This is a genomic window from Candidatus Cloacimonadota bacterium, from assembly GCA_021734245.1.
Classification (GTDB): domain Bacteria; phylum Cloacimonadota; class Cloacimonadia; order Cloacimonadales; family TCS61; genus B137-G9.
Genome location: JAIPJH010000008.1, coordinates 13,091 through 35,363 on the forward strand (window position 1 = coordinate 13,091; position 22,273 = coordinate 35,363).

General features: G+C 38.4%; 17 protein-coding genes. 1 reads left to right on the top strand and 16 read right to left on the bottom strand.

All coding sequences use genetic code 11. From position 1 onward, the window contains the following. Positions 1–3: 3 nt before the first annotated feature. The 16 genes from K9N40_02475 to K9N40_02550 form a co-directional block, all read right to left on the bottom strand. Positions 4–2,358 carry an ABC transporter permease gene (locus K9N40_02475; protein MCF7813328.1) on the bottom strand — a complete coding sequence of 785 codons (2,355 nt, stop codon included), beginning with the start codon at positions 2,356–2,358 and terminating at the stop codon, positions 4–6. 44 nt (positions 2,359–2,402) lie between these two features. Next, entirely contained in the window at positions 2,403–4,916 is a 2,514-nt protein-coding gene (locus K9N40_02480) for an ankyrin repeat domain-containing protein (protein ID MCF7813329.1), read from the bottom strand. A gap of 57 nt (positions 4,917–4,973) precedes the next feature. Continuing rightward, entirely contained in the window at positions 4,974–5,699 is a 726-nt protein-coding gene (locus tag K9N40_02485; GenBank protein ID MCF7813330.1) for an SDR family oxidoreductase, read from the bottom strand. Between the two features lie 8 nt (positions 5,700–5,707). Next, a complete protein-coding gene (locus K9N40_02490; GenBank protein ID MCF7813331.1) occupies positions 5,708–6,658 on the bottom strand; it encodes a hypothetical protein in 951 nt (316 codons plus the stop codon). Between the two features lie 482 nt (positions 6,659–7,140). Continuing rightward, positions 7,141–8,916 (bottom strand): 3-isopropylmalate dehydratase large subunit, encoded by a 1,776-nt coding sequence (locus K9N40_02495; protein ID MCF7813332.1) that lies wholly within the window; start codon positions 8,914–8,916, stop codon positions 7,141–7,143. A gap of 51 nt (positions 8,917–8,967) precedes the next feature. After that, the gene (locus K9N40_02500; protein MCF7813333.1) at positions 8,968–9,327 is read right to left on the bottom strand and encodes a four helix bundle protein; all 360 of its coding nucleotides are present in this window, start codon (positions 9,325–9,327) and stop codon (positions 8,968–8,970) included. A 65-nt stretch (positions 9,328–9,392) separates the two neighbouring features. Then, positions 9,393–11,198: a 3-isopropylmalate dehydratase large subunit gene (locus K9N40_02505; protein ID MCF7813334.1), complete on the bottom strand. Its 1,806-nt coding sequence runs from the start codon at positions 11,196–11,198 to the stop codon at positions 9,393–9,395. Positions 11,199–11,403: 205 nt separating this feature from the next. Next, positions 11,404–11,949 carry an HDIG domain-containing protein gene (locus K9N40_02510; protein ID MCF7813335.1) on the bottom strand — a complete coding sequence of 182 codons (546 nt, stop codon included), beginning with the start codon at positions 11,947–11,949 and terminating at the stop codon, positions 11,404–11,406. A 58-nt stretch (positions 11,950–12,007) separates the two neighbouring features. Beyond that, on the bottom strand, positions 12,008–13,195 hold the full coding sequence (locus tag K9N40_02515; GenBank protein MCF7813336.1) for an isocitrate/isopropylmalate dehydrogenase family protein: 1,188 nt from the start codon (positions 13,193–13,195) through the stop codon (positions 12,008–12,010). A gap of 18 nt (positions 13,196–13,213) precedes the next feature. Next, positions 13,214–14,767 carry a citrate lyase subunit alpha gene (gene citF, locus K9N40_02520; GenBank protein ID MCF7813337.1) on the bottom strand — a complete coding sequence of 518 codons (1,554 nt, stop codon included), beginning with the start codon at positions 14,765–14,767 and terminating at the stop codon, positions 13,214–13,216. Between the two features lie 60 nt (positions 14,768–14,827). After that, on the bottom strand, positions 14,828–16,390 hold the full coding sequence (locus K9N40_02525) for a citrate lyase subunit alpha (protein ID MCF7813338.1): 1,563 nt from the start codon (positions 16,388–16,390) through the stop codon (positions 14,828–14,830). Further along, the gene (locus tag K9N40_02530) at positions 16,390–17,607 is read right to left on the bottom strand and encodes an HpcH/HpaI aldolase/citrate lyase family protein (GenBank protein ID MCF7813339.1); all 1,218 of its coding nucleotides are present in this window, start codon (positions 17,605–17,607) and stop codon (positions 16,390–16,392) included. Before K9N40_02530 ends, K9N40_02525 begins: the two co-directional genes overlap by 1 nt. A gap of 20 nt (positions 17,608–17,627) precedes the next feature. Next, on the bottom strand, positions 17,628–18,911 hold the full coding sequence (locus K9N40_02535) for a hypothetical protein (GenBank protein ID MCF7813340.1): 1,284 nt from the start codon (positions 18,909–18,911) through the stop codon (positions 17,628–17,630). Between the two features lie 17 nt (positions 18,912–18,928). After that, positions 18,929–20,248 (bottom strand): saccharopine dehydrogenase NADP-binding domain-containing protein, encoded by a 1,320-nt coding sequence (locus K9N40_02540; protein MCF7813341.1) that lies wholly within the window; start codon positions 20,246–20,248, stop codon positions 18,929–18,931. Between the two features lie 168 nt (positions 20,249–20,416). Next, positions 20,417–21,076 carry an SdpI family protein gene (locus K9N40_02545; GenBank protein ID MCF7813342.1) on the bottom strand — a complete coding sequence of 220 codons (660 nt, stop codon included), beginning with the start codon at positions 21,074–21,076 and terminating at the stop codon, positions 20,417–20,419. Between the two features lie 10 nt (positions 21,077–21,086). Continuing rightward, on the bottom strand, positions 21,087–21,350 hold the full coding sequence (locus tag K9N40_02550; protein MCF7813343.1) for an autorepressor SdpR family transcription factor: 264 nt from the start codon (positions 21,348–21,350) through the stop codon (positions 21,087–21,089). 122 nt (positions 21,351–21,472) lie between these two features. On the opposite strand from K9N40_02550, the gene K9N40_02555 reads away from it, so the two are divergent. Next, the gene (locus K9N40_02555) at positions 21,473–22,273 is read left to right on the top strand and encodes a PTS sugar transporter subunit IIA (protein MCF7813344.1); all 801 of its coding nucleotides are present in this window, start codon (positions 21,473–21,475) and stop codon (positions 22,271–22,273) included.

Sequence of the window (22,273 nt, forward strand, 5' to 3'; positions counted from 1 at the left end):
ACATCATTCACATTTTAAAGACAAAACAGGATTTCTTCTGGCTGCATTATAGGTTAGGAAACTCACAGTAACCAGAGCAATGAGAAGTGCAATTAAGCCCGACAAGGCAAAAATCCACCAACTTAGTTCTACCTTATAAGCAAAACTGTTTAACCATTTGCTCATTACATAATAGGCAATTGGGATAGCTATTACAAAGGTTCCGACTATCAATTTTACAAAATCAAAATTTAGCAATCGAATCAGTTCTAAAATTGAAGCTCCATTAACTTTGCGGATAGCAATTTCTTTGGTTCTTCGCACCAGCATAAAGGAGGTCATTCCAAGCAAACCAAAACAAGCTAGAAGGATTGCCATAAAGGCAAACAACCCCATAAGCTGAAAGGTTTTGTTATCTTTTTGATAGCGGGATTCTAATATTTGATCAAGGAATTCAAAGTTGATCACCTGTTCAGGATAGATGCTTTGGGTAATCTCAGTAACAGCCTTAGTAGAACCAAAGATATCCGATGATTTAAGCTTAACAATAATATGATAAGCTTCGGAGTAATCGATTACATAAACTACCGGTTTGACTTTATTTTGTAGTGGTTCGAAGTTAATGTCATCTATAATACCTACCACTTTTCGAGTCGAAGGTGGCCAGTTACATCGGATACTATGCCCAATAGGATTGTCTTTTAATCCAAGTAAAGAAACAGCTGCTTTATTTAGAATAATAGCTTCATTTGTATCCGTTTTAAAATCCTCAGAAAATAAGCGACCCTGTAATGGTTTGATCCCTAAAGTTCTAAAATAATCGAAGTTTACATGTACATATGCAATTGCAATACCCTCTGTTTGCCCTTCGGGCAGCACTGCCCCATAATTATTCAAAGAGCCTGATGGTATGCGATTGGCAGTAGATACATTTTCAACAAAGCTCTGCTTAATAAGAGCCTGTTTTAACGTATTATACTTTGCCTCATCACCAAAATCAAATATGGAAGTAATTACAGCTTCTTTTTCAAAACCAAGCTCCTTGTTCTGAAGAAAACTTATCTGCCTTAGCATGATTGCAGCACAGGCAATCAGAGCTATCACAATAGTAAACTGCGCACCCAATAAGATCTTCTTCATTTTAAAGCCTGATCTTCCCTGACTCTTGGCTGATTTAATAACACTACTGGGATTATGAGAGGATAAGACAAGGGCAGGATATAAGCCGGTCAGGATTCCTAATACAATTATACTACCCAAAAAGCTTAGTATCATGCTGGGATTTAGCAAGTCAGTAAAAGATAGAATTTTACCGGAGATTTCATTAAATATTGGCAAACTAAGCTCTACAATGATTAAGGCAATCGCGGACGAAATAAGGAACACGATCATTGACTCCACTATATATTGCTCTGCTATTTGCTTGTGGCTAGCACCAAAGCTTTTACGAATTCCCATTTCCAGAACTCGAGTTGTAGCATTGGCAATAAAGAGATTAACAAAATTAAAACATGCTATCAGCAATATCAGTAAACCAATTGCAGAAAATATCAGCACATAAGTAATACTGTTTTGTGGCTGAATATCTCCTAAAAAGTGGGAAGAATAAAGATGTATATTCTTCAGGTTTTGAAGCGTAAATTTTACAGGATCATCATCAGAATTACTAACTTCTTTCATAAGAGTTGAAATTTTAGCTTCTAAATCTGGTTTTGAAAACTGGTCATGCATTTCAAAATAAAGCAAAAAATTCCACCAACCCCAACTATCCATCCAGTCATTACCGAACATTTTGTCCCCATCAGCAAGGGTTAAGAAAATATCAAAAGTAAAATGCGAATTTTGAGGAATGTTCTTTATAACGCCAACAACAGTATAAACGTATTCACTTTTTACTATAAACTTTTTCCCAATAGCATTTTCGTCCCCAAAATATTTTTGGGCAATTTTTTCGTTAATGACTGCTGTACCAGGTTCTTTTAATGAATTTTGAACATTACCTTCAATAGCTTCAAAGGAGAAGATATCAAAAAATTCAGCATCAGTCCAAGCTACGAGATCTTCCTTGAACTTCTGATCATTTAACTGTACAAGGATATCATCTCTGGGAAGAATTCTCGCATACTGTTTAATTTCGGGTAGATTATCTGCCAGCAGTTTGCCTGCCCCCGGAGCTTGATAAGGATGTTCTTCCTGGCACAATCGGTAAATAGTATCTGCCTTTTCGTGATATCTATCATAGCTTAGTTCCTGTATTACGTATAGGAAAAGTAAAATACTTACTGCGATACCAATAGCTAAACTGGAAATACTTATCAACGAATATGCCTTGTGCTTCTTGAGGGTTTTAATGATTATTTTAAGATAATTTTTAAACATTGTTTACTCCTTTATGTTTTGTTAACATTTTACCGCCAGAAAGATCATTTACTTTTGATAATAATGCTTTGCATTGATTCTTCCAGAATTGTAACATCCGGCAGGCTGGCTTTCAATTTCTCTATCGTCTGTAAAACCTCATCTTCTCCATCTTTGTTAAAGCTTGAGAAATGCCCCAATATAATGTGTTTTGGCTTTAGATGCTTCTTTAGTATTTCTATTCCAGGAGCATCTTCTCCCCATAAAAAACCACGATTAATAATTGCTAGATCAATGGTTGAATTTTTTATTCCTGATAAATCATATTCCTTCTCTCCACTCACAAGAGTTCCTTCCCAGGCGCGTCCACAGGCATCGCCACCGATAAATATATTCATTCCTTCAAGATTAAACAGGTAGCCAAGATTTTCGCTTGTTCCGTTGCCATCAGCATGTCTTAATCTGAAAACTTTTACATCTATTCCGCTGGCTTTTGTGCTAATAGATTTATATAGATCAGGCATTATTTCTTTTACCCGGCTTGTATCTGCTTTGTCTGCCAAAGCTATTTTCAATCTTTCTGATGTTTTGCTGTTGCAGATAACATTTAATTTATCACTGTTTGACATATATTCGGCAACCATCTCAGGTGAGAAATGATCACCGTGATCATGTGTAATGAGCATAATATCCGCAGAGTGAAAGGGTTCTTCCTGTTTGTTCAATTTATTAACAATTTGTTTTGAAGGTGTTAAATATGAATTAAAACCTTGTTCAAAAAGAGCATCAACTAAAACCGTTTTATCGGCAGATGAGATCATATAACCCATATTGGCTATATAGGTAACTTTGATTTCTGCTTTTCCTTCTCCGTCAAATTTGACGACTCTTTCTTTTGATAATTTGCCGCCTTTACTTTTAAGGTAGTCTAAAATATCTTTGTGTCCCCAATCTTGCGCAATGCTAGTTGCTGTTCTGCCAGTATTATCAATTGCATTGATATCAGTATCTTCATCTATCAATAATTTTGTTAACTTTTTATTATTATGCATGATAGAATAATGCAGTGCTGTTTTACTTAAACTATCAACCACATTAATATCAGCACCTTTTTCTACTAATTTTTTGGCACTTACAAAATCACCTCCAATTACTGCATTATGCAGGAAACTTCTTGCTATTTCATCTTTGTCGTCAAAATCAGTGCATTTACTTATTAATGCTTTTGAGATATTTATTTGACCATTTGCTAAAGAAATATGCAACAATTTGTTTATCTCCTGCTTATCTTCAGGAAATTCAGCTCCTTTAGCTAAAATCAAATCTGCTATTTCTTTATTATTACTTTCTATTGCAGTTACCAGAGCAGTTTTATCATTGTCATCAACTAGGTTTAAATCAACTCCGGCATTTATTAGATACTCACTGATTTCATTTGAATTGCTTCTCACAGCTATATGTAAAGCTGTTTCCTTCCTATCATTCTGGGCATTAATATTTGCGCCGTTTTTTACCAACTTTTTGATAAGAGATAAATCTCGATGCCTGAGAGACATATTCAAAGCATCAATTTTTGTGGCAGGATTTTGATAATTAACATCAGCATTATTTTTCAGCAATAAATCAACTATATCCATATTTTTGTAATATACTGCAAATATAAGTGGAGTGTATCCAGAATTTGTCGAATCAACTATATTAGGATTTTGTTTAACTAGATCTTTTACTTCTTCAATATTTCCATCTCTAATTAAAGTAAATATGGTCCGTGTTTGCTGTATCTCTTCTACATCTTCAAATATAAATTCAATTCCCCTGTAGACATCAGTATATGGAACATGTCCTTCGCCTTTTAATTCTTCCATTTTCCATTTAAGACCTTTTGGGGCACTGTTTTCCAAAAGTTTTCGTAGTGAAGGCATGGTAGTCATCACAGAACTAAAATCATTTTCACCATAAACAATATATACGTTTTTATTAAGAGTCTCTATTGCCTTAAATAATTCAGTGGTTTGATTTAAGACATAGTTATTTTCATAACCCAGCATAGGACTACTTAATATATATGATGAAAACAGGTCAGGATCAGTATTTAGAATGTAGGTTGCAAGCATTCCGGTATTAGAAAACCCAACTACAATTCTCTGAGAATCTGTTTTATATTCTTTCTCTATATAAGGAATTACTTCTTTTTTTATTGATTCAATGAATTTTTTGCCCTCAGCTTTATTGCCAGGCTCTCTGGTTACTTTAAAAGGAAAAACATCGCCTCTACTGCCATCATCACAAATTCCGACAATAATTAGTTCGGGAATTCCATTACTACCACCCAAATCTCTGGCAGCAGAATATACACGTTCAAAAGAGTATTGAGGATAAAGTACATAAAGCACAGGATATGTTTTTGACTCATCATACTCCTCGGGTAAACTGATCATTAACTCTCTTTCATTACCATAAATTTCAGAATCAAAGGATATTCTTTTTCCTATCGATATATCCTCGTTTGTTTGAGCTTGTAATTGTGCAAAGCTAAAATAGAATAATCCTACCAATACTAATAATAGTGTTTTTTTCATCTTAATACCTTTCCTTTATTTGTTTTATATTCCATAAATATTTCAGGGGCAGCCCGGCTAATCCTCTTTATTGTAGATCACCGGCATTTGACCTTGCCACTTCTTCCATAAATCTGGTTCCATCAGAAGTCTGGCCATGAAGTTACCCACATTTATTCTACTTGTTCTACCTGGATTGAACAGAGCGCTCCTTATGGGTGAACGGTATATCTGATAATCTGTTATGACATCTTCATTTATTAAAGTGTCTGGTCGAATAGCAACCCATTCAATGAAATTATTTTTCTGTCCGATTTTCAACCTTAAATAATCTGCTGCAGCTTCATTATCACTGTGGGGAGGAAGAAACAGATGAATCAAACCTAACACGATTTTTTGCACCAGGGACACAGGCTCAGCAAGATCTTTGTTCCGCACAGCAGTAGTATTCATCAAAGCAAATTTAACTGGTTTTTGGGGAGAACCGGTTTTGATAGCTTCACATAATAATCTAACCGAGTCGGTCACCAGTTTTCTGGGATTGCCGAACATTCCCTTAAAAGTAAGATTATGTCCCAGGCAGGAAGCAACGGAGTCACAATCAACCAGCAATTTCTGCAACTTATCCCTGCTAAGCTCAGAGATAGAAGCTATTATAATAGTTATATTATCATTGTTTTGCCAATCATCAGGTATATTAGCTGAATTACGGACAATAGCTTTAACCTTTTGTCCCATATTCAACAACTGCTCTACTAACTGTTTTCCTGTAGCACCACTGGCACCTACCACTAATGTTTTCATGCTCACACTTATATTCCTTCAATATTTTCAAGATTTTCAGATTTTCTTAACTTTCTAATTATATCTGTTGATACCCAGAAGAAATCCTGTCCGGGAGTGTGACGCATAAAGAACAAATACTTTCCGTCGGGAGAAACTGTAGGAAATCGTTCTCTTAATTCTGTATTAATCTCTGGTCCCATATTGATTGGGTATCCCCAGTCATCTTCCTCAGTTTTAAAACTCAAATATAAATCTACATCACCAAAGCCGTTTTCATGGATTGCTGCAAAAATTACATATTTTTCTTTTGGAGACATATAGAAATTCCACACTGGGCGAAAATCTTTATGTATGATAATGCTATCAATTAAAGTAAAACTGTTATTATAATAACGAAATTTTGAAATTTTACCGAAAAGGTTCTTATAAACAAATCCTTTTTTCGTGAATATCGGGCTGTAATCCTGATCTTCTGAATTGTAAGGTTTTCCCGCATCTATTGGTTCATCGCTCCACTTTCCATCAGTCTTTTCTACATAGTAGGTATTCATGTCAGATGAAACCCAGGGACTCTTTACTTGATAGAAAAATAGTCTTTTTCCATCTGGAGAAAAAACCGGTCCGCCATTTAATCCATGCAGGTTATTTTTGATGAATTCGGCGATTTTGGGTTTGGTCCATGATCCATTTTCAAATTTTGAATAAAATATTTGTTCTGTGTTCTTTGAACCATCTTCGGATTTATACTCTACTGTCCATGCCGACCAGAAGATCTCATCACCTTGTGGAGAAACGGCAAGCTGGCAATGTTCTGCCCAGGTGGAATCAGAAACAATTCCAGGTGCAAATACTTCAGGAATTTCTCCTGGGGGAGTTAGTCCAAAATATGCATCTTTTGTTTCTAAGAAATTCTCTTTAGTTTGTTTACAGCTACAAAAGAATAAGCCAATTAATACTATAAATAGTGTTCTTTTCATTTCTTGTTTCTCCTTAATAATTTTATTTTTCTAAATCAATTTTCGGAGAAACAAACATGTTGGTACACTTGACTTAATTTGAAAGAAGCATTTTGTATGCCAAATGCGTTTTTGTTATATTTTTCAGCGAGTTAGGACTTTTCAAGGTGTAACTAACAACAAATTGTTCTTCACAATCGATCAGTTCAGTGTTCGAATGTGAACACAGAAGTAGGAAATTTTAAAGTAAATTGAAAGATTATAACTTTCCCAGAATATGATATAAAACTTACTTAAAGCAGATAAAAAAAATCCCACACATTTCTGCATGGGAACATATTTGTTATAGCTCACGGATGATCGCGGATAACACAGATCGTAATAAAAGATATTTCGATTAACACTCCTGTAACACTGCAATGAATACTATTGCGAATTTCAGAATATTCAAGTCTTTTTATTATCCGTGTTTTCAGTGTGCATCTGTGAGCTTCTTTCAGCTATCAATTCTCCTTTATCCAGTTAACCAGACCTTTGGCAGCGAAGATCGCCATTAACTCTTTTGGTAGTGGAGCAAATTTGAACTCTTTATCGTTGATCTTCACAAAACCATTTTCCAAACTCACATCCACTTTATCGCCTTGTTTGTAGGCATCCACAACTTCCGGCAATACAATGATGGGCAGTCCCTGATTTACAGAAGAACGATAGAAGATACGATTCACAGATTTCACAATGACTGCTTTCACGCCGGCATGAGCCAGACCAACAGCAGGATGTTCACGTGAACTTCCGCAACCGAAATTTTCACCTGCGATCACAACATCACCTGGCTGTACATTTTTGGGGAAGTTGGCATCAAAATCTACAAAGAGATGCGGCATGATTGCTTCCGGATCGGATGAAAGAACCTGGTAGGTAAGGTTTCCGGCAAACATCTGATCTGTATTCAAATTATCCACATCGGCGTAATTCCAGGTAGCTTCTGCTCTTCTATCGTCATCCGGCTGGATATCAACAGTTGAGCTTTGAGCTTTTGGATAGGGATATTTATCTGTAAAAGTTTTACCACGAGGATCGGTGATCTCTCCGGCGATTGCACTGTATGCCACACAGGCAGGAGAAGCCAGGAAAATCTGAGCTTCTTTGTTTCCCATGCGGCCTTTAAAATTACGATTGGCTGTGGAAATAACAGTGTAACCATCAGCCGGAATTCCCTGACCAGTTCCCAGACACGGTCCGCAGGAAACAGCCAGCACACTGGCACCTGCCTTCATGAGTTTGGTGATCAAACCTTCCTCGATCATCTGCAGATAGATTTCTTTGGAAGCAGGAATAACAAGAAGTTGGAAATCATCAGCTATTTTCTTTCCATCCAGAATTTCAGCAGCAATGTGAATATCTTCCAACCTGCCGTTCGTACAGGTTCCAATCAATCCTTGATTGAGTTTTCTTCCCTGCACTTCGGAAACAGCTTTCACGTTATCCACATGATGTGGAGCTGCTACTAATGGGAATATTTCGTTCAGATTGATCTCAATTTCTCTCTGGTATTTTGCATCTTTATCAGACCAGATGCCGTTTGTAATTTTTTCCCCAATAAATTCTTCCAGAACTTCATCAGGTGGAAAAACTGCATTTTTGGCTCCCATTTCCGAAGCCAGGTTCGTTAGAGTCATTCTTTCAGAAATGGAAAGTGTTTTCACACCTTCACCGTGAAATTCAATGCTCATGTAATTAGCTCCGGCAGAACCGATCATGCCGATGATCCAGAGCGAAATATCTTTGGCATAAACTCCTGGCTGGAGTTTGCCATTCAAAGTGATTTTAAGCGATTCCGGAACTCGGAACCAGGTTTCACCACGTTTCCAGATCCCGGCAGATTCCGTTCTATCGATTCCAGCAGCCAGTGCATTGAAAGCTCCTGCAGTACAGGTGTGGCTGTCACTTCCCACGATGATCATACCCGGCTTGGCATGATAACTCATCACCTGATGGCAGATGCCATCGCCAACGTCATGGAATTTCTTGATGCCCTGATCTTTTACAAAATCACGAATTGTCTGATACTGATTAGCTAATTTGGCATTTGTTGGCGGAGCGTTATGGTCCAATACAACCAGAAGCTGATCGGGATCGGCTACTTTTTCGCCGCCCATTTTTTTGAATGTGTTCTTGATGCTGGCAGTGTTATCGTGGGTGAGAACGATGTTCGGTTTGCGAAACACGATCGCACCAGTCTCTGCGCCCAGTATTTTTTCTACAAAAGTTTTTCCCATCATTTCCTCCTTACAGGAATGTGAAATTTGAAATGATAAATTTGAAATTGTTCATTTTGAAGCTTCCTTGATTGTTTTGGTAATCGCTCCAATTATTTTGCGAATCTCCATACGGTTAGTTAAAAGTTCGTCTGATTTCGATTGTGGAATTATATTTGAATTTCGAAGTAATCTTAACCAGTAATTTGTTTCAAGCGCCTCCTTGTATGCAATACAAAGTTTGGCGTAAAAGTCTTTCCTGCTTTGTCCGCCAACAGCTTCCTCTACATTTGCACCAATACTGGTTCCACATCTTAAAAGTTGCCTTAACAAATCCCGAAATTTATATTCCTCATAAAATTCTTTGTAGATACCAATTATCTTTAAAGAAAACGAATAACTTTTTTCCAGAATTACATTAGATTTCTCCATGACATTCTTCCTTTAATTTCAAATTCTCAATTTCACATTTCAAATTTCTAACTACACATTTCAAATTATTTCAAAAGCCCGTCTTTCTTATAAATTTCCATCTGAACATCGAAAAACGGATTGATCTTGATGGTTTTTCCATTTTCCAGGTTGGTTACTTGTCCGCTTTCAAAATCTACTTTGATCTTATCACGCTGCTTCAGTTCCAGTTCGGAAATATCTTTATAAGTAAGGATCGGGAAACCTGCATTGATGGCATTTCTTTCATAAATTGCACCAAAAGATTCGGCGATGATTGCCTGAACTCCCAGAGCTTTGAAACAATCTACTGCTTGTTGACGGGAACTTCCTGCTCCGAAGTTTTTATTCGTGATGATAATGTCACCCGCTTCTGCTTTCTTGGCAAAATCTTCCCAGCCTTCCAGATTATCAAAAGCATATTGTCCCATTTCATTGATGTCAGTAATGGTCAGGTAGCGGTTGTGGAAGATCATGTCGGTGTCGATGTCGTCCTGCTCAACGATCCAGACTTTGCCTTCGATAACAGAAGGTTTTTCTCCTACTTTTTCCTTCTTCAGTTCAGCAGCTTCGAATCCACCTTTAACGGAAAATTCAGCAGGTTTATCAGGAATATCATCGGGAGTTGTGATGTAACCAGCCACAGCCGAAGCAGCAACCTCAGCCGGTGAACCCAGGTAAACTTTTCCTTTGCCCTGTTTGCCGGCAAAGTTACGATTTCCTGTGCTTACTGTAACTTCTCCCGGGCCATTCTGTCCTACTTGTCCGGCAGCACATCCGGCACAACCGGCATTACTTACCAAGGCTCCGGCATCTTTGAAAATCTTAATGATGCCTTCCTGCAAAAGTCTCTGCCAAATCTCATCGGTGGCAGGAACGATTTTCAGAACTACACCGGGAGCTACTTTGCGTCCTTTCAGGATTTCGGACACCAGTTTCATGTCCTCATAACGTCCGTTCGTACAACTTCCAATGAATGCCGAATCGATCTTGGTGCCTTTCAGTTCGCTGATGTCGATAGTATCATCGGGATGACCGGGACGAGACATCATAGGCACGAATTTTGCCAGATCAAGCTCGAATTCCTGATCGTAAACAGCATCTGCATCTGCCAGCACTTTTTCGATCTTTTTACCGGAACGTTCTTCGGCAAATTTGATAACTTCATCATTTGGCGGGAAAAGAACGATAATAGCTCCCATCTCGGTAGCCATGGAAGAAATCGTGATCCTTTCATCCAAAGTAAGTTTATCAACTTCATCACCGTAAACCTCAACGGAATAGCCCAGAAGTTTGTTTGCCCCGAATTTATTGAGTAAATTCAAAACTATATCCTTGGCGTAAATGTTCGCTGGACGTTTTCCTTTCAAGGTCAATTTAACTGATTTAGGAACTTTGAACCAGCTTTTACCGTTTGCCCAGGCAGCTGCAATATCGCGATCTCCCATTCCCTGGCCAAAAGCCCCGATCGCTCCCAGAATATTAGCGTGAGAATCAGTAGAAACAACGGTACAGCCCGGATAAGCCAGCCCTTTTTCGATGACCAGATGCGTGCCGATTCCAGCATCGATGTCATAGACCTTGATGCCCTTTTCCCGCGCATAAAGCCGGCAATATTGCTGATTGGCAGCATATTTTTGATCGCTTCCCGTCGGATTGCAATCGAAGGTGAAAAATGTTTTGTCAACATCATCGACTTCCAGCCCATTATTCACCAGATTTTTTACTACATTTGCACCACCAAAATCTCGGGCAGCGCGCACATCGATCTCAATATCGATTATTTCTCCAGGTTTCACAACGTCTTTATCGCTGTGATTTGCCAGGATTTTTTCTATAAGTGTGAGTCCCATTTATTGCTCCTTGATTCTTTGTCACCCCTTGGTCGGGGGAATCAAAAGGGGGTATTTATCATTGATCTCGCCAAACCCCTCTTTGTCTCCCCTTACGAAGGGGAGTTTGCACATCAATTACTTTATGATATCTTACAAAAACCAGCATGCAAGAAACATCCAGCCTTCGCTAAACCTCGGCTTGGCAGGCAGAATGACGCATAGTTTACATTTTCAATCTTTCTTTGAACGGCAGAAATGTCATAAAATCGGCATGATGAACCAGATATGCTTCAGTAGTTCTTTTCACCATATTTCCTTCCCCGGCATGAGTAGCAATGATGTGACAGACTTCGGGTGGACAGCCAAATTCTTCTGCCAATGAAACTCCACTGAAAGGATGGCGCAGATATTTTCCATAAGTTCCCTGAATAGCTTTTCCATCTTCATCCAACACGTATTCCAGAAGTTTGCCCACATCTGCCAGAATTGCTCCAGCGATGAGCACGTCCATATTTACAGGAAGTTCACCATGATAAAATTCATTGCATTTTTCGCCGGCTGCTTTGGCGATGTGCACCACACTGCGTTTGTGATCCATGAAGGTAACTTTGAGGTCGGGACCGCAAAGCAGGGTAAAGGGAATGTTCTGAAGATCAGTTGCAGTGAGCACACTTCGCTTCAAAGCAGCTTCCCAGGTTCTGGTTACTTTATCTCGAAGATCAGTATCTTTGATCCATTCGATCTCGGGCCATAATTCTAAAATATTCATTTTATTCTCCTAAAAAATAATCGTTCCCAAATCGGAGTTTGGGAACGAGAAATTTGATTTATAACGCTGCGATAATCGCGTCTGTCATTTCGGTAGTGGAAGCAGCACCTTTTTCCAGCACATCAGCTCCACCAGGCAGTTTCAACATATCATAAGCTCGCACTTTTCCTTCTTCCACAACTTTAGCAATTGCTTTGCGGATACGTGCAGCTTTTTCAATTTCTCCGATATGATCGAGCATCATACAGGCACTCATGATCATCGCGATTGGATTAACGATAGATGGATCAAGTTCTTCATACTTTGGAGATGAACCATGAGTAGGTTCAAAGATAGCAACTTCTTTACCAATGTTGGCACTGCAGGCAAATCCAAGACCACCGATAAGTCCGGCAAAGCCGTCGGAAACGATATCACCGAACATATTTCCAGCAATGATCACGCCATATTTTTCAGGATCTTTGGTCAGCCACATCATCTGAGCATCGATATTTGTGTAATTGAACCAGATGCCTTCATATTCTTTTTCCAGTTCACGGCAGATTGCCAGCATCATACCGCTGGTTTCTCGGATCACATTTGGTTTTTCGCAAAGAGTTACTCTTTCATAGCCGAATTTTTTGGCATATTCAAAAGCAGCTTTGCAGATTCTTTCCGAATATTTCTTGGTAAAAATTCTTGTAGAAACAGCAACTTCTTTTCGGGGAGACCAACCGAAATTCTTACTGAATTTAGGATGTGTCATCAGTGCATCATAAACCTGATCCGGCGGATTTGTCCATTCCACACCGCCATACAAACCTTCGGTGTTCTGTCGGAAGACAACCACATTTACTTCCGGTTCTTCGATCGTGTCGTTCGGTCCTTTACGGATAAAATTCAACGGATTTCCTTTGAAAGAAATGCACGGACGCTGACAGATATCCAATGTGAAATGCTGACGCAATCCCACAATAGGGCTATAATAAACATAGCCTTTATCTGCGATGGCTGGATCAAGTTCTTTGGCAGCTTCACTTTTTGGTTTGGAAGTGATAGCTCCAAATAGTGCGATCTTGTGTTTTTCGATAATATCCAATGTTCTCTGTGGAAGGGGATTGCCTTCCTTGCACCAGAATTCCCAGCCGATATCTGCATGCACATAATCGGCTTCAAAACCAACAGCATCCAAGACGCGGATTGCTTCGGGAAGTACAGTTTTGCCAATGCCGTCTCCCGGCATCTTAACGATTGTTCTTTTACTCATCGTTTTCTCTCCTCTATTTTATTTGATTTGTCTTATAACATCGATCACGGTTCCATCAACCCATTTTACTGCAGCTACAACTTTATCTGTGAAATCAGGTTTTTCCTGCTTTCCACAAATTTGTTCAGCTTTATCTTTCAGTTCTTCTATTGTTACGATAGGAAGTGTTGAGTTTTTCATTTTTTCCAAAAGATCTTTACGTTCAGGATTTATAGCAATTCCATGATTTGTGATGATTACATCGATCAATTCTCCAGGACCTACAATAGTAGTTACTTCATCACGAACCACAGGAATGTTGCGTCGTACTAAAGGAAGTGGTAAAATTACATTCTTGGCATGAAGGCAATTTTGCCAGCCACCAATACCGTGTAATAGATAACCATCGGAATGAGTAACAACGTTAGCATTGAAATTTACATCAACTTCAGTAGCACCAAGAATAGAAAGATCCATCATGGAATTAAGATTTCCCTTGGAATGGAAGTTGTAAGCATTGAATACTGGATAACTATTATGGTTAGCATTTTGGGTAATACTGTGAACTGCAGTTAGATCGAAAGCCTGTCCATCCAGAAGATGTTCCATTGTTCCATCTTTGAGCATTGAGACCATGTATTCTGTACTGCCGCCAAAACCGACCTGGATTTTCCAGCCTTTCTTTTTGAATATTTGATGAATAAATTGACCAATTGCCAGAGAAATTCCACCGGCTCCTGCCTGGATGAAACCTCTATCTTTCAAAATGCCTGATTCTAACAAAAACTGTGCGGAAAGTTCGGCAATTTCAAGACGTTCAGGAACTGTTGTTACCTTGGTCGTTCCCGAAACGATTTTTTCTGGAATTCCTATATGATCGACCTCTACTACATAATCGACATAATTTCCTTCTACCTCCATCGGCATGCAGGGAAAATTTTCCAGATGATCTGTGACGATAATTACTTTCTCTGCAAACATAGAATCTGCTTTGGCATAACCAAGAACTCCACAGGCAGAAGGTCCACGCTGACCATTGGCATTACCAAATTTATCGGAAGCTGGTGCTGCCATTACTGCAATATCGATTTTAACTTCTCCATTTTTGAGAGCTTGAACACGCCCGCCATGGGAACGTAGAATTCCAACGCCTTTCATTTTTCCCTGGGAAGTGAATCGACCCAAAGGTCCATTCATACTTCCTTCAATATGATGTATTGTTCCATTTTTCAAAAATTCGATCAAGGGTTCATGGCTGGGGAAAGAAGCCGAAGGATACCAGGTTAGATCTTTAACTCCGAGTTGGCTGGCAATCTTAAAAATTTCATTAGCAACAAGATCACCATTTCGCAAGTGATGATGCGTTGAAATAGTCATTCCGTCTTTTAATCCGGCTTTGATGAGAGCTTCTTTGAGCGAAGGAACTGTTTTATCACCATCGAGTGGATAATCTAAACAGGTGGGAATAGATGATCCAATAATTTTGCCCTGCGGTCGATGTTTCCCTAATCCCATGAAAGGATTTACTGATTTTCCGTTAATTTCGGTTGGGATCATGCGGCCGACGCCATTTTTGATTTCTTTTACTGTCATTTTATATTATCCGTCTGATCCTTTAATCTCATATCGAGACTGTTTAAAAAAAAAATCATTCTATTGCTCAACTTTCCAGATGGTATCCAGAATTGTTCCATCAACCCATTCCACTACGGCTACAGCTTCATTAGTAAGTTTTGGCTTGGCAGGTGTGCCACAGATTGCGTCAATTTCTGCTTTCAAATCATGAATATCACGAATTGGTAAACCGGAGTCTTTGGTTGCTTCAATCAGATCTTTTCTGAGTGGATTGATACAAATGCCACGTTCGGTAATAATAACATCAACCATTTCTCCCGGAGCAACAAGAGTCGTAACTTTATCTTTGATAACAGGAATACGATCACGGAAAGAAGGAACTGTTAGGATAGTACATTTAGCCATCATACAGTTCTGAAAACCACCAATTCCATGCAGCATTCTTCCATCGCTGTGAGAAACGCAATTTGCATTGAAATTAACATCAACCTCCGTACTTCCCAAGACAATTGCATCCATCATCGATGCAATGTTTCCTTTGGAATGATAATCGTAAGATTCAAATACGCCTAAAGCTATATGATTAGCATTATCGCGTATGGATTTTATTGTTTCCAGATCAAAAGCCTGTCCTTCCAGCAAATAATCTGTTAATCCTTCTTTCAGCAGTTCTACCTGATATTTTGTGTTTCCTCCCAAAATAGCTCTGGCTTTAATGCCTTTTTTCAGCATGATCTCTTTTACGAATTTAACGAAAGCCAGAGATGTTCCACCAGCTCCGGCTTGAAAGCAAAATCCATCTTTTACAATGCCGGCAGCATCGACAAATTTGGCACAATATTCTGCAATAAGAAGCCGATCTGGACTTTTGGTTATGCGGGTTGTACCAGAAACAATTTTATCGGGATCGCCAATTTTATCGACCATTACAACGTAGTCTACATCACTTCCCATAATTTCCCAGGGATAGCAGGGATAGGGGATTAGAGTGTCAGTTACGACGATAGTTTTATCGGCATTTTTAACATCAGCTTTGGTAAATCCCATCGGGCCAAACGGATGCTTTCCCAATATGCCATTTGCATTTCCTGTCATATCGGCTGCAGAAGCACACATTACTGCGATGTCGACATGGACTTCACCATCAGATATAGCTCGGTATCTGCCACCATGACTGCGTAAATATCCCATTCCCTTCATTTTTCCGTGGCTGCAATAATTTCCCAGCGGTCCATTTAAACTTCCTTCAATGTGATGAATAACACCGGATTCAAGATGCTTGATAAGAGGTTCATTACAGGGAAAAGCAGCACTGGGCAGCCAACGTAAATTTTTCACTCCCAGTTCTGCTGCAATATCAAAAATAAGGTTGGAAACAAAATCACCATTGCGATAATGATGGTGAGTAGAAATAGTCATGCCGTCCTTTATACCGGCTTTGCTGAGAGCTTCTTTCAGATTTTCCACGATTTTATTTCCATCTTTTGGATAGTCGGCACTTGTGGGAACGCGTGGTGAAGCACCGGTATGAGTAGGTTTATATTTTCCTACACCTTGGAAGGCAATAACTTCTCTTCCATTTACAATAGTTGGAACCACTCTTCCAGCGGCATTTTTTACAAATTTATCTGCTTTTTTCATTATTTGTTTCCTCCGGTTTTTTTACCATGAGGTTCTATATTACCTCCGATATCAGCAAGTTTAAGGGTTCGGAATGCACGCTTCACAACTGGTGCATCGATCATTTTGGAACCAAGAGAAACCACACCTAAACCTTTTTCTTTTGCTTCATTGTAAGCAGCTACGATGTTCTGCGCTTTTTCGATTTCCTTTTCTGTTGGTGCAAAGTTTTCATGAATCACAACGATCTGGCGCGGATGAATACAACCCATTCCGTCAAATCCCAGAGCTTTGGAATTCAATACGTTTTGCTTGAGAGCTTCCATGTCATTAACATCGGAAAATACAGAATCGATTGCCTGAATTTTGGCAGCTTTGGCAGAGTTAACCACTTGTGATCTGGCAAAGAAAGATTCTTTTCCTTCGTTAGTTCGTTGTGTTCCGATATCAGCAGTGTAATCTTCCAAACCAATTGCCAGAGCTACTACATTTTCACCTTTGGCAATTTCATAAGAATTAATGACGCCAAGTGCACTTTCTATGATCGGCATCAACCAGATATTATAATCCAGTTTCCTGGCTTTTTTGATTTCAGCTATTTTTTCATTCACTGCTTCTATTTGATCTGCGCTTTCTGTTTTCGGAACCAGAATTAAATTTACATGCTGCGGAACAACATGATCCAGATCTTGCAGTCCAGCAGGAAGCTGGTTGATACGTACAGCTCTTTCAGCACCGTAAAAATTTACAGAACGTAGTGCATTTCTTACCATGATTGCTGCTTCAAATTTCTTATCGGGAGCCACAGAATCTTCCAGATCCAGAATAATCTCGTCCGGTTTATGAAGTCCTGCATTCAAAGCTAATTTTGGAGTATTTCCCGGCAAATACAAACGCGATCTTCTCAGCTTATCTTTTTCGGTTTGATTGAAATTTTGAGGCAGAATATCCAATAAAAATTCTTTCTCTGTCTCGATAGCTTTTTTGATGGCAGCTTCCACACGTGCAGCGATCACATAATCCAATGATCCTCGATCTTCTAAAGTCAATTTAGCGTTTTTGATACCAAAAAATTTCAGTTCAGCTTCTATCAGAGATTTGATATGATCTCCAAAATAAGCTTCCAACTTACTGATAAATTCGATCTGCAAGCTACCACTATCGGTTAATTCGATCGTAGCTTTGCAATCAGAACGAACTTTTTTTCCATAATTTCCGGCAGTTCCGATTTTTGCCATAACGTCTCCTATTTTATGTTTTATTTTAAAAATTTATTTAAATATTGGTAATCTTTTTCAGGTTTTCCCTTATGAGTGATACATGCCTTTTTTATCTCATCTGGAAGATCAGAATCTAAGATTGGCTGGGAATAATCAAATTTGAGCATTCTTTCCAAAAATGGCATTAAAGCTTCTGAAAAAGTATCGGAAGCTTCTTTGGAAAATTCGCAGGGAAGGTTATCCACTGCCATCACTGCAACTCCTTCACCAGAATAACCCATTGTAGCTTTTCTACCATTCGGATCGTAAATAAATACCGGATCATCTGGCCAGGTCGGTTTAATGGTAGCAGCTACAGAACCATTGATATCACAGGAGATATCTCCAATAATCAATAATTTATTGCTTTTCTTCAGATACTCATCTGGCAGGAAAATCGGAGATTCTGGACTCCAGTAAATTGCATTCAAATAAATGCTGCAGAAATCCAGGAATTCCTCCATTTGTGATTCGTATTCTGTGGGATGGAAATAATAGTGCTGGAGTTGGAAAGCACCGCCATCTTTACGTTTTACCATGTGTCTTTCTTCAAAGGTAGAAATGTAGATTTTATTATTGGAAAGTTGAGCTTGTTTTGCTGCCAGCTCTTCCGGTTTTATCTCTTCAAATGGGAGTGCAGTCAGAATTTTTCTGGCTCCGAGCGAAACGTGTCCGTATCCCATCAGGAAAACATTTAACGGACAGATCGCTTCGGGCAATCCATTTTCTTCGATTTCTTGTCCGATCTTTTCCAACTGTTCGATTGCGGTATCCACGGAATCATATTCATATGCTTGCTTCACTTTTAAAAATGGAGTTTCGATTCCCATTTCTTCTTTCAGCCTTTTTCCTAAACCGTGCAAGGTTTCAAGCATGCCGGCATTTCCAGCGTATTCTCCAAAGAAAACCAAACGTCGATTTGTCTCATCGGTAATTTTTTCATAATCTAAAAGCGTGATATTATTATCTAAAATATACTGCAGCATCGGCATATTGTAATCTTGCCCTTTGATGACATGTGAAAAGAAAAGATGCGGTTTTCCAGGTTGTAGGTCTTCGATTTTTATTTCTTTAACTCCAATAATGAAATCACATTGAGAGAGGTCATTATCGATAACGGCTCCGGTATTTTTATATTCTTCATCTTTATAAATTCTAATTTCCGAAGGTTGAACTATAACTTCAAATCCTTTTTCGATCAACTGCTTCACAGCTTGCGGATTCAGAGGAACACGTCTTTCCCATTTATTTTTTGTCTCTTTTACAATGCCTAACTTTTTCATATTTGATCTTTTCCTTATTAATAGTATTTTTCTTCGATCTTAATGCCAAGTTTATCCAATTCCTGCAAAACAGGCTGATAAATTTCTTTGTATTTCGGCATAATTACACCGGTTCTTTTGATTTTTCCCGCTAAGATCAAATGAACGCCAATTGCGGCAGGAAGCGAAACAGTACGAGCCATGGAAGTATCTCCGTTTGGAATTCCATGATCTATCATTGTGGAAGTGATGCGCTGTTCTTTTCCGGCAAAATCTGCAATAAATTCGTGATGTAGAACCAGGAGATCACGTTCTCCTTTTTCGTACTGCATCTTATCCAACATCAAAGCAGTAAGAACATCAATTCCAGCACCTTTTTTTAGTGGAATTGGAGTGTCATCAAAAAATCCCAGCCAGGCCATTTTCTTCAGAATAATACTTGATTTTGAAATATTGTATTTCTCTGCAATTGCTGTTTTCAGACAAGCATCTTTGGAAAGCTTCATCATTTTGGTAAGAATGAATTCTCGAACCGTTCCACTCAGATTCTTGTAAACTGGTTCCTGCTTGAAGAATCCCATTTTTCCAAAAATATACCAGAGATCACAATGGCTGATCTTTCTAAAAGTTCCCCGATACATGGTTTTTACATTTTTCAGATTATATGTTTTTATGTAGCTGAGAGAATCACGATTTGGATAAGCTTCGAACACGCCTGCTCCAGGAACTTCTACCAGCCAGTAATGACTGAAAAGCTCTTCACCTGGAATTTTTATAACGTTATCATCTTTTAAGTATGTTGCTCCATTTCCGGCAGCTGTAAGCACACCTTTGGGAGCCCAGGAAAATTTGTAGCCCAGCGGATTTGTATCTGCTTCCGGAGCTGGCAGACCGCCACAATAACTCATAAAACTGACGATATTTCCACCCTTTTCCTGCACTTCATGAAAGATCTTCATAGCGCTCATATGATCAATTCCGGGATCGACGCCAATTTCATTTAAAATGGTAATTCCTGATGATTTGGCAGCTTCATCCAATTTTCTCATAGCTTCGCTAATATAAGAAGCTGTTACCATATGTTTTTTTAGTTTTATGCATTTTTTGGCAATTTTCGGATGCATTGCTGCTGGCAATAAACTTACTGCCAGATCACAGTTTTGGATCAATCTTTCTACATGTTTTTCATCTTGGGAATCAAGCTGAACTGCTTGAACATTTGAGTGTGGATCGGCCAGTACTTGAGCTTTTTCCAAAACAATATCTGCAACAGTTGTTTCGTATTGGTGGTTTGCGAGGTAATCAACCATTGGTTTGGTAACTAAGCCTGCGCCAAAAATGACAATTTTTTTAGGCATTCTTGAACTCCAGTTATTCAACTATTTTGGTGAACACTACTTAAAATTCGTAATTAGATGTCAACCTTTATAAGTAGATTTATTGGCTTTTCCTCATTATTTGACAGCTGAAAAGTTTAATACTTCAAGAGGAAGAAAAATTTATCGGTTCAAGAACCCTTCCACTAATTACTTGTCCTGCTCCTTTTTATATATGATAAATGCCCCCAAAATTGGTACGAAAATTATCAGGATTATCGAAATTATTAAAATAATTTGTCCAATACCAGTTATATTTTTCCACAATCCAGCAATAAATAATATCAAGCCGCCAAGTGAAAAACTCCAACCTGCCAAACGATGTGTTTTCCTCCAGACAATTTCTGAACTCAAAGTCCAGGGAAGACGCACTCCCAAATAGAAATTGGATGGAATTTTTGGCATTAAATTTCCTAAAAACACAAACATTAAGCCGATCACCAGAAGTACGAAATTCACTTTTGTAGATAATATACCTTTAGCCATCAGCAATGAATAGATATGAATAACAGCAAAGAAGAATACAAGTATATTAATAAAGGAAGGCAGAATTTTTTTGAATCTTTCAGGATCATTTCGATAGCGGGGAGATAACGTGGGAAAGAAGACAGCCAATAAAATTATTATCAGGTTAATTCCTGGAAAAAGCAGAATTGCAGTCCATTTTCCACTCCAACCATCGATTTCTCCTTTGAAGTTCCAGTGGGTAGGAACTTTCGCATCATCTGGGAGTGAAAGTCCGATATAAAACGATAGAAAAATTTGGATCAGAAGTATTATCACAGCGATCCTAAAATATTTTGCACTCATATATTTCCTCCTAATTTCTAGAAATATCCATAAAATAACTTATTACTTCTTCGATGATGGAAGTATTTAAAAAATAACGGATAAATTGTCCATTCCTCTCCGAACCGATCAGATCAGCATGTTTCAAAATTTTCAGATGTTCACTGATGGAAGGCTTGGAAATATCAAAGTTATCCGCAATCTCTCCAGCCGTCATATCTTTCTGCTTCAAAAGTGAAATTATCTTGCGTCTGTTGCCATCCGCCAAAGCTTTAAATACTATATCATTGAACACTTTATGCTCCTTATTTAGTCTTTTGCCTAAATATCTAAATAAAGATTTTCAGTCAAGAAAATATTCTATTATTGACATAAATTCCACCAAAAAATGATGGTCATTGGGCAAGGAGGAAGGCTATGGAAATTGAAAAGTTGTTAAAATCCGAATGTGTCGAGATCTGTGATTCGCAAAAAAATAAAAATTCTGTTTTGAAAAAAATTACTCTACTGGCAAAACAAAATCCACTTTTGAATCAGGTCAGTGAAACCGAGTTATTCAATGCTCTTCAGGAAAGAGAAAAGATGGGTTCTACTGCTATTTCACCTCGAATTGCAATTCCCCACTGTCGATTAAAAGATATCAATGATTTTGTTCTGGGAATTCTCGTGGTAAAGAATGGTGTAAAATTTGATTCTATCGATAAAAAGAAAACCTTTGTCTTTGCTTTCATTATTGCACCTTCCCAAAAGCAAAATGAACATGTGCGTTTGCTTTCCTATATTTCTCAATATCTGCGCAAACCGGAAAATATCGATAAACTTCTTACAACCAAAAATGCAGACAGCATTCGTCAAAGTATTATTCGTCATACCAATATTTCTAAAGATATGGAAACTTCCGATGCACATAAACTGGTAACGGTGATTGTTCAAAATGAAGATAAATTTTCTGATCTACTGCATGTGATGACCGAATACAAAGACACTGACCTGGCAGTTATCGAAGGATCAAATGCGGGAAGATATCTCTATCATATGCCGCTTTTCAGCAGTTTTATGCAAACGGATCGAAATGATTTCTGCCGGATAATTTCGGCAGTAGTAAGAACGGCAGATCTCAAAGATCTGGTGGAAAAATTGACCGATTTCGTAAAAGAAAAAGGTGTTTTGTATTTTATTCAAGGCATCGAGCTGATGAAAGGAAAGTTGGAAATCTGA

Bases quoted from the DNA above. Each gene is read 5' to 3' on its own strand.
- K9N40_02475 (MCF7813328.1), bottom strand. From the start codon at position 2,358: ATGTTTAAAAATTATCTTAAAATAATCATTAAAACCCTCAAGAAGCAC.
- K9N40_02480 (MCF7813329.1), bottom strand. From the start codon at position 4,916: ATGAAAAAAACACTATTATTAGTATTGGTAGGATTATTCTATTTTAGC.
- K9N40_02485 (MCF7813330.1), bottom strand. From the start codon at position 5,699: ATGAAAACATTAGTGGTAGGTGCCAGTGGTGCTACAGGAAAACAGTTA.
- K9N40_02490 (MCF7813331.1), bottom strand. From the start codon at position 6,658: ATGAAAAGAACACTATTTATAGTATTAATTGGCTTATTCTTTTGTAGC.
- K9N40_02495 (MCF7813332.1), bottom strand. From the start codon at position 8,916: ATGGGAAAAACTTTTGTAGAAAAAATACTGGGCGCAGAGACTGGTGCG.
- K9N40_02500 (MCF7813333.1), bottom strand. From the start codon at position 9,327: ATGGAGAAATCTAATGTAATTCTGGAAAAAAGTTATTCGTTTTCTTTA.
- K9N40_02505 (MCF7813334.1), bottom strand. From the start codon at position 11,198: ATGGGACTCACACTTATAGAAAAAATCCTGGCAAATCACAGCGATAAA.
- K9N40_02510 (MCF7813335.1), bottom strand. From the start codon at position 11,949: ATGAATATTTTAGAATTATGGCCCGAGATCGAATGGATCAAAGATACT.
- K9N40_02515 (MCF7813336.1), bottom strand. From the start codon at position 13,195: ATGAGTAAAAGAACAATCGTTAAGATGCCGGGAGACGGCATTGGCAAA.
- citF (MCF7813337.1), bottom strand. From the start codon at position 14,767: ATGACAGTAAAAGAAATCAAAAATGGCGTCGGCCGCATGATCCCAACC.
- K9N40_02525 (MCF7813338.1), bottom strand. From the start codon at position 16,390: ATGAAAAAAGCAGATAAATTTGTAAAAAATGCCGCTGGAAGAGTGGTT.
- K9N40_02530 (MCF7813339.1), bottom strand. From the start codon at position 17,607: ATGGCAAAAATCGGAACTGCCGGAAATTATGGAAAAAAAGTTCGTTCT.
- K9N40_02535 (MCF7813340.1), bottom strand. From the start codon at position 18,911: ATGAAAAAGTTAGGCATTGTAAAAGAGACAAAAAATAAATGGGAAAGA.
- K9N40_02540 (MCF7813341.1), bottom strand. From the start codon at position 20,248: ATGCCTAAAAAAATTGTCATTTTTGGCGCAGGCTTAGTTACCAAACCA.
- K9N40_02545 (MCF7813342.1), bottom strand. From the start codon at position 21,076: ATGAGTGCAAAATATTTTAGGATCGCTGTGATAATACTTCTGATCCAA.
- K9N40_02555 (MCF7813344.1), top strand. From the start codon at position 21,473: ATGGAAATTGAAAAGTTGTTAAAATCCGAATGTGTCGAGATCTGTGAT.